Annotated in this window: 19 protein-coding genes; 11 read left to right on the forward strand and 8 right to left on the reverse strand. The window is 36.4% G+C overall.

Translation table 11 applies throughout. The features are described from left to right. The first annotated feature begins 63 nt into the window (after positions 1 to 63). On the forward strand, positions 64 to 852 hold the full coding sequence (locus Q0874_RS10450; RefSeq protein WP_299162768.1) for an agmatinase family protein: 789 nt from the start codon (positions 64 to 66) through the stop codon (positions 850 to 852). 9 nt (positions 853 to 861) lie between these two features. On the opposite strand, the gene Q0874_RS10455 is transcribed toward Q0874_RS10450, so the two are convergent. Next, positions 862 to 1,212: a 4Fe-4S dicluster domain-containing protein gene (locus Q0874_RS10455; protein ID WP_299162771.1), complete on the reverse strand. Its 351-nt coding sequence runs from the start codon at positions 1,210 to 1,212 to the stop codon at positions 862 to 864. Positions 1,213 to 1,324: 112 nt separating this feature from the next. Between Q0874_RS10455 and Q0874_RS10460 the strand changes: the two genes are divergently transcribed. From Q0874_RS10460 to Q0874_RS10470, 3 genes are all read left to right on the forward strand, one after another. After that, on the forward strand, positions 1,325 to 2,386 hold the full coding sequence (locus Q0874_RS10460; RefSeq protein WP_299162773.1) for an acyl-CoA reductase: 1,062 nt from the start codon (positions 1,325 to 1,327) through the stop codon (positions 2,384 to 2,386). A gap of 75 nt (positions 2,387 to 2,461) precedes the next feature. Beyond that, complete coding sequence (serC, locus tag Q0874_RS10465; RefSeq protein WP_299163235.1) at positions 2,462 to 3,526, forward strand: 3-phosphoserine/phosphohydroxythreonine transaminase; 1,065 nt, start codon at positions 2,462 to 2,464, stop codon at positions 3,524 to 3,526. Positions 3,527 to 3,579: 53 nt separating this feature from the next. After that, positions 3,580 to 4,530 carry a D-2-hydroxyacid dehydrogenase gene (locus tag Q0874_RS10470; RefSeq protein ID WP_299162776.1) on the forward strand — a complete coding sequence of 317 codons (951 nt, stop codon included), beginning with the start codon at positions 3,580 to 3,582 and terminating at the stop codon, positions 4,528 to 4,530. A 113-nt stretch (positions 4,531 to 4,643) separates the two neighbouring features. Here Q0874_RS10470 and Q0874_RS10475 read toward each other — a convergent pair whose 3' ends face one another. The 4 genes from Q0874_RS10475 to Q0874_RS10490 form a co-directional block, all read right to left on the reverse strand. Beyond that, a complete protein-coding gene (locus Q0874_RS10475) occupies positions 4,644 to 5,201 on the reverse strand; it encodes a hypothetical protein (RefSeq protein ID WP_299162781.1) in 558 nt (185 codons plus the stop codon). 92 nt (positions 5,202 to 5,293) lie between these two features. Beyond that, on the reverse strand, positions 5,294 to 6,127 hold the full coding sequence (locus Q0874_RS10480) for an ABC transporter permease (protein WP_299162783.1): 834 nt from the start codon (positions 6,125 to 6,127) through the stop codon (positions 5,294 to 5,296). Further along, positions 6,124 to 6,981 carry an ABC transporter ATP-binding protein gene (locus Q0874_RS10485; RefSeq protein WP_299162786.1) on the reverse strand — a complete coding sequence of 286 codons (858 nt, stop codon included), beginning with the start codon at positions 6,979 to 6,981 and terminating at the stop codon, positions 6,124 to 6,126. The genes Q0874_RS10480 and Q0874_RS10485 overlap by 4 nt, the downstream gene beginning before the upstream one ends. Further along, positions 6,978 to 7,520 carry a hypothetical protein gene (locus Q0874_RS10490; protein ID WP_299162789.1) on the reverse strand — a complete coding sequence of 181 codons (543 nt, stop codon included), beginning with the start codon at positions 7,518 to 7,520 and terminating at the stop codon, positions 6,978 to 6,980. Before Q0874_RS10490 ends, Q0874_RS10485 begins: the two co-directional genes overlap by 4 nt. Positions 7,521 to 7,668: 148 nt before the next feature. Here Q0874_RS10490 and Q0874_RS10495 point away from each other — a divergent pair, with 148 nt between their 5' ends. The 5 genes from Q0874_RS10495 (at position 7,669) to Q0874_RS10515 (ending at position 11,852) form a co-directional block, all read left to right on the forward strand. Continuing rightward, positions 7,669 to 8,301, forward strand: coding sequence for a DUF937 domain-containing protein (locus Q0874_RS10495; protein ID WP_299162792.1), 633 nt, complete (start codon positions 7,669 to 7,671; stop codon positions 8,299 to 8,301). An 85-nt stretch (positions 8,302 to 8,386) separates the two neighbouring features. Next, a complete protein-coding gene (locus Q0874_RS10500; RefSeq protein ID WP_299162794.1) occupies positions 8,387 to 8,848 on the forward strand; it encodes a DUF6146 family protein in 462 nt (153 codons plus the stop codon). A 26-nt stretch (positions 8,849 to 8,874) separates the two neighbouring features. Then, on the forward strand, positions 8,875 to 9,192 hold the full coding sequence (locus Q0874_RS10505) for a DUF6787 family protein (protein WP_299162797.1): 318 nt from the start codon (positions 8,875 to 8,877) through the stop codon (positions 9,190 to 9,192). Positions 9,193 to 9,246: 54 nt separating this feature from the next. Then, positions 9,247 to 9,567 (forward strand): hypothetical protein, encoded by a 321-nt coding sequence (locus tag Q0874_RS10510; protein WP_299162800.1) that lies wholly within the window; start codon positions 9,247 to 9,249, stop codon positions 9,565 to 9,567. Positions 9,568 to 9,605: 38 nt separating this feature from the next. Then, a complete protein-coding gene (locus tag Q0874_RS10515; protein ID WP_299162803.1) occupies positions 9,606 to 11,852 on the forward strand; it encodes a TonB-dependent receptor in 2,247 nt (748 codons plus the stop codon). 67 nt (positions 11,853 to 11,919) lie between these two features. Here Q0874_RS10515 and Q0874_RS10520 read toward each other — a convergent pair whose 3' ends face one another. Continuing rightward, positions 11,920 to 12,213, reverse strand: a complete 294-nt coding sequence (locus tag Q0874_RS10520) for a hypothetical protein (protein ID WP_299162806.1) — start codon at positions 12,211 to 12,213, stop codon at positions 11,920 to 11,922. A gap of 56 nt (positions 12,214 to 12,269) precedes the next feature. After that, the gene (folE, locus tag Q0874_RS10525) at positions 12,270 to 12,869 is read right to left on the reverse strand and encodes a GTP cyclohydrolase I FolE (protein ID WP_299162808.1); all 600 of its coding nucleotides are present in this window, start codon (positions 12,867 to 12,869) and stop codon (positions 12,270 to 12,272) included. A gap of 198 nt (positions 12,870 to 13,067) precedes the next feature. On the opposite strand from folE, the gene Q0874_RS10530 reads away from it, so the two are divergent. Both Q0874_RS10530 and Q0874_RS10535 read left to right on the forward strand, forming a co-directional pair. Further along, positions 13,068 to 13,730 (forward strand): ABC transporter ATP-binding protein, encoded by a 663-nt coding sequence (locus Q0874_RS10530; RefSeq protein ID WP_299162810.1) that lies wholly within the window; start codon positions 13,068 to 13,070, stop codon positions 13,728 to 13,730. 72 nt (positions 13,731 to 13,802) lie between these two features. Continuing rightward, positions 13,803 to 14,567, forward strand: coding sequence for a TIGR02757 family protein (locus Q0874_RS10535; protein WP_299162812.1), 765 nt, complete (start codon positions 13,803 to 13,805; stop codon positions 14,565 to 14,567). A gap of 19 nt (positions 14,568 to 14,586) precedes the next feature. On the opposite strand, the gene Q0874_RS10540 is transcribed toward Q0874_RS10535, so the two are convergent. Beyond that, the gene (locus tag Q0874_RS10540) at positions 14,587 to 15,717 is read right to left on the reverse strand and encodes a Gfo/Idh/MocA family oxidoreductase (protein WP_299162814.1); all 1,131 of its coding nucleotides are present in this window, start codon (positions 15,715 to 15,717) and stop codon (positions 14,587 to 14,589) included. Positions 15,718 to 15,729: the final 12 nt, after the last annotated feature.

Consider the following 15,729-nt stretch of genomic DNA (forward strand, 5'->3'; position numbering starts at 1 on the left):
TGCCATAATTTGGGTGCAAATATAGTTTTTACCAGTATATTTAGAGTTATTTAAATAGCCATAATGAAGAAAATTACCCTTCAGGGAATTCAATATGACGAGAAGTCATCCTTTTTAAAAGGTCCTGCACTGGCACCACCTAAAATTAGAAGTTTTTATAAGAGTCCATCTGTGAATTACTTTGCAGAAAACGGTCTGGAAATACTCCCTGAAATTTTCGATGATAAAGGAGACTTTGAAATAAGCACTTATTTCGACATTGAAAAATTCACCTTTGAAAACATAAAAGACAAAAAGTATTTGCTGACTTTGGGGGGCGATCATTCAATAACTTATCCCGTTATAAAAGCTTTCAGCAAGGTACATGGGGCAATAGATCTGATTCATATAGATGCTCATGCCGACCTATATGACACATTTGAGGGAGACAAATACTCCCACGCTTGCCCATTTGCAAGAATCATGGAGGAAAAATTGGTCAACAGATTGATGCAAATTGGCATAAGGACACTTTCAAAGCATCAGCGTGAACAGGGAGAAAAATATGGAGTTGAAACCATTGAAATGGCGCAAATACATAAATCAACGTCTTTAGAACTTAGAAATCCGGTTTATATCTCATTGGATATGGATGCTCTGGACCCTGCTTATGCCCCCGGTGTTTCGCATCACGAACCAGGTGGCTTGAGTACCCGGGAGGTATTAACTATTATTCAGGCAATAGATGTTCCTATACTGGGAGCCGATATTGTGGAATACAATCCAACCCGCGACATAAACAATATGACAGGTATGGTCTGCGCAAAATTATTTAAAGAAATAGCTTCGAAAATGATCGAAAACAACCCGTAGAATATTAATCTATTCCGGGTGCATAAATCGTTGCTTGGCTAGTAATTCCTCCTCCGTCTCTACTCTATCTTCATCCGGAACACAACAATCTACCGGGCAAACTGCCGCGCATTGAGGTTCTTCATGGAATCCCATGCACTCCGTACATTTATCTGGTGCTATATAGTAGATCTCATCACTAATTGGTTCCTGTACTTCATCAGCGTTGACGGTCTTCCCATCTGGTAATACCACCTCGCCTTTAAGAGAGGTTCCATCGTTATATCGCCATTCATCTGCACCTTCATATATAGCGGTATTTGGGCATTCGGGTTCGCAGGCCCCACAGTTAATACATTCGTCTGTTATAATAATAGCCATAATTTTCTTTTTCTTTTAATAAGCAATATACTTGCCCTGATTGTTGCTACAATGTCCCAGCATGCATATTTTTGCGCAAAGGTAAATCCTTAAACACTATTGCACAAATATAATGGCCACACTGGAGCAACGATTTAACGCTTTTATAAAACTTGGAGAGTTTTTTGGGAATTTCACCAAAACTTTATCAGATAATTTAAGTTTAGCAGATGACAATAATGAATGGCATCAAAAATTTGAGAGTGCTATTACTTTAGCCGGCCATAAAAATGGTTGGTTCACAAAACAACAGGTGATGTTCGCAATAAATGCCTGGGCGGAACAGCTTAACGAAAAAAACCTGAATAAATGGTTATCGCCTTATCCTCTCGAGAATAATACTCACAAAATTGTTGCTATAATAATGGCAGGGAATATTCCACTGGTAGGATTTCATGATTTCGTTGCTACCCTTATAAGTGGGAACCAGGTTTTAGCAAAATGCTCCTCTAATGATAATATACTCTTACCCTTTATTGCCAAGTATTTAATACATATTGAGCCGGAGCTGGCCTCTGAAATAGAGTTTAGCGAGGGAAGATTAACCAAATTTGATGTTGTTATAGCAACCGGAAGTAATAATACAGCCCGTTATTTTGCACATTACTTTGGAAATAAACCCAATATCATACGAAAAAACAGAAACTCCATTGCCATACTTACAGGAAAGGAAACTAAAGAACAACTTAGTGAGCTAGGCGAAGACATATTTCGATATTACGGATTAGGGTGCCGAAATGTTTCTAAATTATTTGTTCCGAAGGAGTATAGTTTCGATGATTTTTTTAAGAGCATCAATATTTATCAAAGTTTAATTGACCAGAATAAGTACGCGAATAATTATGATTATAATAAGGCCGTTTATTTGATGAGTGAATTCCAATTTCTGGATAATGGTTTTTTCTTATTAAAAGAAGATGTGGGATATGCCTCGCCTATAGGTACGGCATTTTACGAGAGATATACCACTACTGAAGAATTGAGAAAAAGACTTCTCAGGGATTCTGATCAGATCCAATGTATTGTTGGAGTTGATATAATTGAAAATTCACTGCCGTTTGGTAAAACCCAAAAACCAGACTTATGGGATTATGCTGATGGAATAGACACTGTTGAATTCCTGTTAAAAACATAATGGAAATAATCCATATTACTGATTAGTTTTTCGGTATTATTTATGACCTTTAGATCCTCAAAAAATAAGTTAATGATGAAAAAACATAATTTTAGTGCAGGACCATGCATATTGCCAAAAGAAGTGATGCAAAAGGCATCAGAAGCAGTAGTTGAATTAGATGGCATTGGTCTTTCTCTTATTGAAATTTCACATCGCAGTAAAGAATTCGTTGCTGTAATGGAAAAAGCAAGGTCTTTAGCTCTTGAACTTTTGGGGCTTGAAGGAAAAGGATATAAGGCTTTATATCTCCAGGGAGGTGCAAGTCTGGAATTTCTTATGGTCGCTTATAACTTTTTAGAAAACAAAGCTGGTTATATCAATACCGGCACCTGGAGTACTAAAGCAATCAAAGAGGCAAAGCTATTTGGTGATGTTATTGAAGTTGCTTCTTCCAAAGACAAGAATTTCAACTATATCCCCAGAGGTTATGTGGTTCCTAATGACCTGGATTACCTTCACCTAACTTCTAATAATACCATTTTCGGGACTCAGATAAAGGAATTTCCTAACACTAAAGTTCCATTAATTTGCGACATGAGTTCCGATATTTTCTCAAGACAAATGGATTTTTCCAAATTTGATCTTATCTATGCCGGAGCGCAAAAAAATATGGGGCCGGCAGGTACAACTCTGGTCATTATTAAGGATGATATACTGGGACAAGTATCCAGGCAAATTCCTTCCATGCTGGATTATCAGGTTCATTTAAGTAAGGATAGTATGTATAATACTCCGTCAGTTTTTGCAGTATATGTATCGATGCTTACTCTTCAATGGTTGAAAGATTTGGGCGGAATAGCCGCAATTGAAGAAATCAATGATAAAAAGGCCAGCCTCATTTACTCTGAGATTGACCTTAATCCTCTTTTTAATGGATTTGCAAAAAAAGAAGATCGCTCAAATATGAATGCCACATTTACATTAACTGATGAATTACTTAAAGATACCTTTGACGAAATGTGGAAAGAAGCAGGAATAAATGGATTGAACGGTCATAGATCCGTAGGAGGCTATCGTGCGTCCATGTACAATGCACTTCCATTGGAAAGTGTAGGTGTTTTAGTTGATATAATGAGTGATCTGGAAAGAAGAGGTTAATTACTTGATCAAAGAAGCAAATAAATTTAAAGTTAAACTTAGAACATCAAAGGATGAAAATACTCGCTAACGACGGTATATCAGAAAATGGAATTTCAGCATTGGAAAAAGCCGGATTCGAAGTAATTACAACCACAGTTGCCCAGGAACAGCTAGTAGACTATATCAATGAAAATGAGATTATAGGCATTCTGGTTAGAAGTGCTACCCAAGTTCGTAAGGATATTATTGATAATTGTCCTTCTTTGAAGCTTATTGGCAGAGGTGGTGTTGGTATGGATAATATTGACGTAGCTTATGCCAAGGAAAAAGGCCTACATGTTATTAATACACCGGCCGCTTCATCTGAATCTGTAGCTGAATTAGTTTTTGCTCATTTGTTTGGTGGGGTTCGGTTTCTATATGATGCCAATAGAAATATGCCTCTTGAAGGAGACAGCAATTTTAAAAAATTAAAAAAATCCTATGCCAAAGGCGTTGAGTTACGCGGTAAAACGCTTGGGGTAATTGGATTTGGAAGAATAGGACAGGCAACTGCCAAAATTGCAATTGGGATAGGCATGAATGTTATCTTTCACGACCCGTTTTTAGATTCGGCAACGATTAAAGTACCCTTCTTTGATGGGCAGTCGGTCAGTTTTACCTTTGAAAGCAGATCCAAGGCAGAAGTGTTGAGGGATTCCGATTTTATTACTGTTCATGTGCCGGCTCAAAAGGAATATGTAATAGGTAAAAAAGAATTTGACATTATGAAAAACGGGGTTGGTATCGTGAATGCCGCGAGAGGTGGTGTAATTGATGAGGTTGCTCTTATTGAAGCTTTGGAGAGTGGAAAAATTGCTTTTGCCGGCCTCGACACCTTTGAATCTGAACCCACTCCGGAAATAAAGATTCTAATGCATTCCAAAATATCACTAACTCCGCATATTGGGGCGGCTACTGCAGAAGCTCAAGACCGTATTGGCCTGGAATTGGCTAATCAAATTATTGCGCTTTTAAAATAAGCCGAAGCAATTGTTAAAAATCTTAGCTTTAGGTAGTAAAAATATTTTAATCCTTTAAGAACATAGGCTTTTCAGTCATGTTCTTTAAACTGATTATTGGTTTTTTCAAAAGCCTATTTCACAATTTTAATCTCTGATAGTGTTAAAAAGATCTTACCGGTTTTGGATCCTTCCTGCTTAAGGGCTTTACGATCAACTTCAGTTTCTTTCCCCAGAAAACGCAAAGGTATTTTTACACTATTGACAGCAAATTCAACCTCAATTTTCATCGGAAGAATATCCGCATAATTTTTATAGTCTAAATAGGTAGTAAAAACGCCTTCCATTTTAGTACTTATTTCTGATTTCACTATTCTTTTTGCCTTAGTATCCATAAAAATAGTCGCTATAGAGAAGTCAGATTTTGAAGAGGTGGGAATTAGATTAATAACCTTGCATAAAATCCCTTTGTGGTTGGCTTCGCCCCTATTTACAGTTATAAATGGATACTTAAAGATTTCATTTAAGGTAAGATCCAAGCCTCGTTTAGGAAGCATAATAAAATCCTCAGAGGTAACCTTAGTAGTTTCTCCTTGTTTATATAACACTTTCCCATATTTGGATGGCATATTAATAAAACTGATGTCTACATCCAGTTTTATTTGTGCATCGTAAGACTTAATTGAATCCATACGCTTTTTTATCTGAAGGAGATCATTATCAATCTCCTGTGCGCAAACTTGATTCAGGCCTATTAAAAATATCGATAAAAAAAATAATCCTTTCATCCCTGAATGTCCCTTCGTTTAAAAATTAGTACGCCAATTACCATGACAAGTATGGAATATCCCAACAACATAAAATTTTTGAAGTAAATAGTAGAATACGGTATTTCATAATAGAAAAAATACTGCCAGCTATCTGTTAACTTAGAAAAAAATAACTCATTGATGACTTCATTTCTAAAGTCGATTTTTAACAACAGATTGCTGCATATCAAAAAAATAGCCGATACAATCCAGGTTTTTGTAGCATCTTTTAAAATAACAGCCAGCGTTAAACTAACCACCGAAAAGAATACCATGGTTATTGAGCCCGACAAAAATGCATATATCAGTCTGTAAAAAGCATCGTCTGATTTAAAAAAATTCAATCCGTCTAAATACACCACCAAATCCCCGTACCCAAAAATCCAATAGGAAATAAAAAAGGTGGTAACAGCCAAAATAAGGACAATAAAAAGCGTAAAAACTATGGAAACGATATATTTACTCAATATAAAATATAACTTACTTACGGGTTGAAGCATAACCGTCTCCAAGGTCTTGTCTTTATATTCGGAAGTTAAAAATCCCGAAATAATAATCATTAGAATTAAGGGGATATGAAACCACAACGAATTCAGGATCAAGTAAATAATTAAGTTCCCATTTAAAAGATTACCTCTGAATTCAAAAGAATCTTTCAGGTTGTCTAACAAAAGGTCTATTATTCCCGCGCCCTGATAATAGGCACTCATAATTACAAATCCTTCAATAATAAGTATGGCAGCCAGGGCATAAAGTGTTTTGCTCTGTTTGCTGATTTTATAAATTTCTGAACGAATCAATGATATCATACTGGTTCCCTTCCAAATAGGGCTTTTAAATCTGTTTGTGGAATACAGGCGGTGATTTCTATCCCCTCTTTCATTAATTTATGCAGAACCTCAGAAATGCTCATACTTTTGGGTGAAACAAGAGCAGATTTATTTAAAAAAACAGCACTGACATCTTTTAACACTTCCGACATTTCCAGATTCTTTCCAGAAATTTTAAAGGTGGTAACATTTTCCTTAATCAGCTGGGCAGTTGATCCTGATTTAATTATTTCTCCCTCATTGAGAACATAAAGTGTATCGCACAGGTCTGTTAATTCACTGACAATGTGAGATGAGATTATAACCGTTATGTGATTCTCGCTGCTTAGTTTTTTGATCAATTCATGTAGTGCAAATATTCCCATAGGATCCAAACCGGAAAAAGGTTCATCTAATACAATGCATTCGGGATTATTCAATAAAGCTATGGCCAGACCAAGGCGCTGCTTCATCCCCAGGGAATAATTTCTTATTACGTCTTTCCGCGTTGGTGAAAGACCCACCTGTTCCATGGATTGGCAAAATAAATCTTTGGTAAGTTTCAAACCCTGAATTTGGGCGAAAACTTTTAAATTTCCGAAAGCAGATAGATATCCGTACAAGGCAGGCTTTTCTACAATACCACCAATAGGCTTAATTCCTTGTGAATTTATTTCTATACTACCGCTGTCTTGTTTAATGAGACCTAACAGTATCCTAAATAAGGTAGTCTTCCCTGCGCCATTTGCCCCGATAAGCCCGTAGATTTTGCCCCTGTGACATTCTATAGTCACATTTTTCAGAACTTTAATCGAACCATAGGACTTGAAAATATTCCTGGCTTCAAGTATCATATTGCTCTTTCCAGATGTAGGCTCCTGTAGTCAAATTTAGGCTCATAAACCTTTTCAAGAAATGTTCTTTCCCAAAAGTAATTTCGAAACAAAAATAAAGGGTCATGAATCATAAAATAAGGTAAATAATGAAACCATTTTATTCCCCTGGATTGATAATAGTTCAATATTTCATCTTTATAACCTAATTCTTCCGCAGCAACTATTGCCGCATTGCGCTGACATTTTGACCCAACGTACATGTCGGCAATCCTGGAATTAAATCCATGAACAAAAAAAAGATCTTTAGCCCTTTTATAATTCTGAAATCTCGACCATCCGTCCATAATCACAAGGAAGATATGAACAAAAGAAAAGAGAAAACAACTAAACCAAAGAGCTACCCAAAAGAGGGAGAATTGTTGCAATGAAGCCTGAAATTGCCCCCAGTAGAACCACGATTCCAATAAAAAAAGTATTAAAGACCAATACAACAGTCTTCCTACCCGTAAATAAGAAACTGCAGGATGAGGCTGGGAAGGAAGTTCTAAAAAATTCATGCTTTAAAGATAAAAAGATAATTAAAAAAGGAGCAATTTAATTTAATTATGAAGTTAACCAAAGTAATTTTTGCTTTTTTAGGGCACTGTTCTTATGCATTAATTACTTTTCGTACATTTCCATGATATAAAACTAAACAGTAAGTTAATGGGAGGATTATTAGATTTATTAAACAGTCCCATTGGGAAACAGGTAATAAGCGGAGTTGCAGGCCAAACAGGGCAAGCTGAAAACAAAACAGCTGATGTACTGAGTATGGCTATGCCTTTGCTATTAGGGGCAATGAAAAAAAATGTAGCCACGCCGGAAGGTGCACAAGGATTGATGAACGCTTTATCATCTAAACATAATGGAAGTATTCTTGATGATCTCGGAGGCCTTTTTAGTGGAGGTGTAGATCAATCAGTTATGGACGATGGGGCTGGTATATTAGGTCATGTCTTTGGTGGTAAACAGGCAAATGTTGAGAATGCTTTGAGCCAGCGATCCGGAATGGATGCAGGATCTATTGCTAATATTCTAAAAATTACGGCTCCTCTGGTTATGGGTATTTTAGCAAAACAAACTGCTGAAAATAAAGTCAGTGATGCGAGTGGAATGAATACGCTGCTAAGTAGTATGTTGGGTGGACAACCAGAACAAAACCAAAGTCTTCTTACTACCCTTCTGGATGCAGATGGAGATGGTAGTATTCTTGATGACGTAGCAGGAATGGTTATGGGTGATTCTAAACAGAAAGGTGGTATCGGAGGTTTATTGGGTGGCCTCTTCGGTAAATAAATTCAAAGTTTTTCCAAATAAATTAACAAAACCATTTGATAAAACAAATGGTTTTTTTGTACTTTATTATTTCAATTATAATGCTATGATGCCTAAAGTTTTAATACGAATTTTTTTCTGTTCAATTTTGGTTTTATTTATTATTCAATGTTCCGGATCTAAGAAAGTTCTTGATATTTCAAAAGAAGAGAAGGAAGTATTTAATCAAAATACGAGAGACACCGTTATCATTGAGAACGATAGCTTAGAATATGAAATAATAATTATGGAGATAGGTTTCAATACCTGGCTCCAAAGTATAGCAAAGCCAAGGGGATATTATACCCAAAATTATATGGAAAACAGAAATCGTATTTATGTTATGAACTGGAATCAACGCGTTCTGGAACCTTCAAGATTTGATCCTAATTTATATGAGCTGCAGATCAACTATGACTCCAATATTGATTATGGGTATGAAGTGAACTATAAACTTTATAATTATTTTATTTATTTTCAACGCAAATACAATCAACGCCTTGGACCCTTTGCACCACGAATTAATTGAATATATTTGCCCCGATCTTATTTAAAATGAATAAACTTAAAAAACGCTGGGGTATAGAATCCAGTTTTCAACTTATCATAATTTTAATTGTATTTTCTATCACAGGTTCTGCTGCGGTATTTATTGCAAAACCATTTCTTGAGTGGGTTGGTCTGGAAAGAAGCAACTTACCTGACACATGGTGGAGTGGCTGGGTATACTGGACTTTAAGAATAATGGTGATCTTTCCAATTTACCAGATTCTTCTAGTGGTTTTTGGAGGGCTTTTTGGACAATTTAAATTTTTCTGGAACTTTGAAAAAAAAATGTTAAGCAGAATCGGACTAGGTTTTCTTTTTAAGTAAATTAATCTTTTCTTAACTTATCCTGATTGCTTTATTTGATTACTTTGTATCGTGATGGACAAAAACAAATCACTTTCCATAATTTCATTGGTGCTAATCATTTTTTTGGCGCTTCCTTCGGTTATTCAATTATCACACGTTTCCAATCATTTAGAAATTAGCTGCGACAACACTTTTGAGTCGCATATTCATGCCAAAGAATTGGATTGTGATTTTAGTAAATTTAATTTTTCTCATCACTTTTATATTCGACTTTTTAAAACACAATTAGTAGCCGCTGTTTTTATAAGAAATGAATTCTCACACTCTTATATATATAATCCGGTATCAGACACTCCACTATTTTCTCTTAGAGCCCCACCCTCATTTTCGTAACTCCATTTGTTAGATTTTTTTTAATTTAAAAACAGGTTATGAAATATTTATTTTTAACACTTTTTGTATTATTTTATTTTAATAGTAAAGCACAGTGCACACTTAGGGGCACTATTTCAGCAGAAGATTCAAATACCCCATTAGAACAGGTTTCCGTATACATGCCACAATTGGAAAAAGGCACGGTAACCGGAAGCAATGGAGAATTTGTCATGAATAATCTTCCCGTGGGGACTTACAAAATTGTTGCTTCCTATATGGGCTACCAAACATATTCTTCAACCATAACGCTTACTCAGGGCACAATTACCTTGGATATTGTCCTTTCGCCCAGTGCCATAGAAATGGAAGAGGTAATTGTATCTACACCATTCCACAAATTACAACGTGAAAACGTAATGAAGGTAGAACAGGCTGCCGTTGAATCATTGAGAAAAATGGGGGCTATAACGCTTTCTGATGGAATCACAAACATCCCGGGTGTGGAAAGTGTTTCCACAGGGATAGGGATTGGAAAACCTGTGATAAGAGGTTTAAGCTCCAACAGGGTTTTGGTTTATTCTCAAAGCATACGACTGGAGAACCAACAATTTGGGGATGAACACGGCCTTGGTATCAGTGCAGCAGGTGTGGAAAGTGTAGAGGTCATTAAGGGTCCAGCATCTCTTCTTTATGGCTCGGATGCCTTAGGTGGGGTACTTTATTTAAATCCGGAACAATTTGCCAATGTTAATTCAAGCAAGGGTGATATAAATTTAAACTATTTTACGAATACGCAGGGTGTCAATGCCAATGCAGGCTTCAAAACTTCTGGAGAAAAATTCAAATTCCTGGTACGTGGTGCATATACATCTCATGCTGATTATAAAGGCGGAAACAGTTTAAGAGTAACTAACTCCCGTTTTAATGAATTTGATCTTAAAACAGCGCTTGGATACCAATTAGGAAAATTTAAAACAGAGTTGCGCTATAATTTAAATAGCTCCGATTTAGGCATTCCGGAAGAAATTGGAATACAGGATTTAGGACGAACTCCAATTTCGCCATATCAGGAAATAAACAGCCATATATTGAGTTCAAAAAGCGATTTGTTTTTTAACAATTCAAGCCTGAGAATTACACTAGGCTATATCTTAAATAACCGAAAAGAGTTTGAGGAGGAGGAAGATGAAGAAATACCACCGGTTAACGCGGTTGATTTAAAACCAGCTCTGGACATGAAACTTTCTACATTTAGCTATAATGTCCAATATAATTTGCCAACCCTTGGCCGCTTGGAGACCATAGCAGGGCTCCAGGGAATGAGCCAGGATAATAAAAACTTTGGAGAGGAGGTGTTAATACCCAATGCAATTACCAATGATATTGGCCTTTTGGCAACCTCACATATACACTTCGAAAAAAGCGATGTTCAGCTAGGTATCCGATTTGACAATCGGACTATTAAAGGAGAGGAAACGGGCATCGTGGGTGAAGAAGGATACATAGCACAATTGGATAGAAATTTCAATAGCTTTAATGCAGCACTGGGATATCGAATTGATTTTTTAAAGAATTTTATAGGTCGAATTAATCTTGCAAGTGGATTTAGAGCTCCTAATTTGGCTGAATTAACTTCAAATGGTATTCATGAAGGTACTAACCGATTTGAAATAGGCAATCCCAACCTGAAGAATGAAAATAATCTGCAAATAGATATTGCACTGGAATATGGTAGTCAACATTTTGAATTTTTTGCAAATGGTTTTTATAATATTATCAGCGATTATATTTTTATTGAACCCAATGGCGAATTTGTAGATAATAATCCGGTGTACAATTACATACAGCAGGATGCCAATTTATATGGTGGAGAAATTGGATTTCATTTTCACCCTCACCCTTTAGACTGGTTGCATGTGCAGAGCAGCTTCGAATCTGTGATAGGACAGTTGGACAATGACGACTACCTTCCATTGATACCTGCAAATAAGCTAAGCAATACCTTAAGGTTAGAATTTAATAATTCCCAAAAATGGATAACAGATGGTTATACCTTTATCACCTTAAACACCATATTTGATCAAAATAGAGTGGCAACCTTTGAGACGTCCACTAAGGGTTATAATCTTTTAAACGCTGGTTTTGGAGCAAGTCTGAAACTCTTTAAACAAGATGTTGAATTGGTGGTAACTGCCCTAAATATTCTGAATAAGGATTATATTTCCCATTTATCCAGGCTAAAGGTAGATGATATTTCAAATATTGGAAGGAATATTAATATAGGATTAAGTATTCCTCTGTAAGAAATATTGGTTTAGTTTATAATATAAATTAAAACAGGTGGTTTAAGGAATTTGAAATATAAACGGTTTAGTCTTCTTCAATAGTTATGTACTTGTTAGTCGCAAAAACATAGGTATAGAGCCACATTAAGGTGAAAGAAGGAATCACGTCTAATCCGGGAACAATTTCTTCGATAAAAGCTATCAGTCCGGCTATTTTTCCGGGATTCCCCTTGTACATTCTTGTCATTAACCAACCTGCTATGGGCGCCCATATCAAATCTGTGAATTCCCCAATACCCGGCATCATAAAAGAAAGCATGCCAATTCCATCAAAAAGGAGCCCCAATGCAAGGAGTTTGTATTTTTTCTTCTTAATCATTTAGAAATTATAAAAACGAATCCTATTCTATAAATTTAATTCTCTATATGACAAAATTAAGACAGGTTTGAACTGATTAATTTTAAAAATTCATTACGAGTTTCTTCTTTTTGGAAAGAGCCTCTAAATCCGGATGTTGTAGTCACGGAATTCTGTTTCTGAACCCCCCGCATCATCATACACATGTGTGCGGCCTCTATAACAACGGCAACTCCCTGAGGCTTTAGAGTGTCATTTATACAATCTAATATTTGCTCGGTTAAGCGTTCCTGAACCTGCAACCTTCTTGCAAAAACATCTACGATTCTTGGCAATTTGCTCAACCCTACGATTTGTCCATTGGGGATATAAGCAATATGAGCTTTCCCAAAAAAAGGTAACATATGATGTTCACATAGAGAATACAATTCAATATCCTTAACAATTACCATTTCGTTATAAGATTCATTAAACATTGCACTCTTAAGGATTGCCGCGGCATCTTGTTTATATCCCTGTGTTAAAAACAACATTGCTTTGGCCGCTCGTTCAGGGGTTTTAATTAATCCTTCACGACCAACTTCCTCCCCTATTTCGTTAATTATTCCAGAAAAACGCTCAGTTATTTCATTGGTAATTTCTATGTTATATTCTTCCAGGTTGTGGTATGATGTCATAATAAAAAGGTATAAATGGCTTGATTTAAAAGTACTTCGAAATTAAAGGTTTCTACTTTAAAAATCATAAATAAATGTATTATTAGTAAAATGAAGGCATCAATAGAATTATACCAGGCTGCTGCCAACATATTCCCCATTCATAACATTTTGAAGTGTTAAGGGTATTGTTTACTTTCATGCCCTAATTATTAATTGATGATTAAGGCCACTAATATCCAAAAATATTTCGGAAAACTTCAGGTTTTGAAGGGGGTAGATTTGCGTATAAAAGCTGGAGAAGTGGTATCTATTGTAGGGCCCTCAGGTGCCGGTAAAACAACATTATTGCAAATTTTGGGCACACTGGATACCCAATCAAACAAAAAGGAAAGTGAGCTAAAAATCAATGGTATTGATATTACTTCATTAAAAGATAAAGCACTGGCTGCATTTAGAAATAATCATATTGGATTTATTTTTCAATTCCACCAATTATTACCGGAATTTACAGCCATTGAAAACGTCTGCATTCCGGCATTTATTAAAAGGACCGGGAAGGCAGAGGCGGAGTCCAGAGCAACTGAATTGCTAAATTTCCTTGGGCTTTCCAGTCGCATGCACCACCGACCTAATGAGCTATCTGGTGGTGAACAACAACGTGTGGCAGTCGCAAGGGCATTGATAAACAATCCAAGCATAATACTTGCCGATGAACCAAGTGGCAATCTGGATTCGGAAAGTGCAGATAAACTGCATCAGCTTTTTTTTCAGTTACGCGATGAATTTGGGCAAACCTTTGTTATTGTTACTCATAATGAAGAATTAGCTGATATGGCAGACAGAAAGTTAACCATGATAGACGGACAAATCATAGACTAATATGTTGAGAGAAGTATGGGAATCTATAAAAAAACCCATTTATCACATTAGCCCCACCAAAATAAAAAATCAGTGACTATATATGAGTTAAGAGATTTTTTGGATGCAAAAGTCATCCAATACAATAATCCTCAATTTCTTGATTCAGATCCAATTCAGGTTCCCCATTTGTTTACTAAAAAAGAAGATATTGAGATTAGTGCATTTCTCACATCAACAATTGCCTGGGGTAATCGAAAAAGCATTATAAACAATGCCCGATATTTAATGGATTTATTAGATAATGACCCTCTTAACTTTGTTTTATTCCATAAAGAATCAGAATTGATGAAGCTTGAGCCATTTGTCCATCGCACTTTTAATCATATTGACCTGGTATATTTTATTAAAGCATTGAGATATATATATAAACAACAGGGAGGTTTAGAAGCAATTTTTAGTCAACATACTACGAATAAATCAACACAGCCTGCAATTTCTAAATTCAAGCTAACCTTTTTTGAGTTAACACATCCAAAAAGAACAACAAAGCATATTTCCGATCCAGCCAAAGGTTCCGCCGCCAAACGCCTGAATATGTTTCTGAGATGGATGGTTCGCGATAATTCAACCAAGGTAGATTTCGGGATCTGGAAATCCATCTCCCCTGCCCTTTTATCCTGCCCCCTGGATGTTCATTCAGGCAATGTGGCCAGAAAGCTAGGGATATTACATCGGAAACAAAACGATTCCAAAGCGGTGTATGAACTGGATTCCTTTCTTCGAAAAATGGACCCACTAGATCCCGTAAAATACGATTTTGCACTATTTGGACTGGGCGTATTTGAAAAGTTCTAGGAAATATTAATGTAATTTGCTACAGACCCATAGAACCCAATTTCAATTCAATTTTTGAATTCCCTTTCGCAATCGACTCATAAATAGCTTTTACAATTATCATATCCCGTTTGCCCATTTCGCCAGGTGCAACGTTTGGAGCATCATTTAAAATATGTCTTGCAAAATCATCCATCTGTAATTTTTGCTGACGTTCATGTGGGAAACTCAAGTCTCCGCTGGAGGTTTTACCTGCCAATGGCCCATATGAACTGGCAGGATTTAATTCAAACCACCCCTTATCACATGAGCCATACATTCTGTTTACATTCGTATTATGTGACGTCATGATATTACCAAAAGCTCCGCTTGAAAATTCGAATTGAGCGGTGATGGTCTCATCGGTATCCTTAAAATAATCCGGTCTTGAGCTAAACTCCTGTGCAGTTACAGATATTGGGTTCTCTCCGGTTCCATAAATTGCACTTTGGATCGCATAAACCCCCATATTCATTAAGGCTCCTCCACCAGAAAGCGCTTTGTTTAATCGCCATTGATCTGGATTGCCGCCAGATCTGTAGGCAGCTTCCGCGGATATATACTGTACATTTCCAAAAACCTTTTCATCAACCAATCGCTTTATTTCCTGAGTATAGGGCTCTGAGTGAAGACGGTAACCTACACTTAATTTAACATTTGCTTTTTTACATGCTTCAATTATTGCATCGCATTCCTCAACAGTAACGGCCATAGGTTTTTCGCATATAACATGTTTACCTGCTTTGGCAGCTCTTATGGAGAAATCTGCATGCATAGAATTAGGTAGTACAACGTAGACTATATCTATGGAATCATTAGATGCGATAGTATCAAAATTCTCATAACTATAAACATTTGTGCGGGGAATATTATATTTATCCTGCCATATCTTTTCTTTTTCAGGAGTTCCGGTAACTATCCCTGCCAAATAGCAATATTCGCAGTCCATTAAAGAAGGTGCCAGTTGATACGTGCTGTAGCTTCCTAAACCTACCAATGCCACGCCTAATTTCTTCTTGTCCTGTTTTTGTTCACCCATTGCACAAGCCCATGGCATCGCGCTAAGCAAGGTAGCTCCGCCAATTCCTTTAGACATTGTTTTATTAAAAGTTCTTCTGGTAATATTATTCATGTTCACCTAATT

Origin of the sequence: uncultured Eudoraea sp. (assembly GCF_947490415.1) — a bacterium.
GTDB lineage: Bacteria > Bacteroidota > Bacteroidia > Flavobacteriales > Flavobacteriaceae > Eudoraea.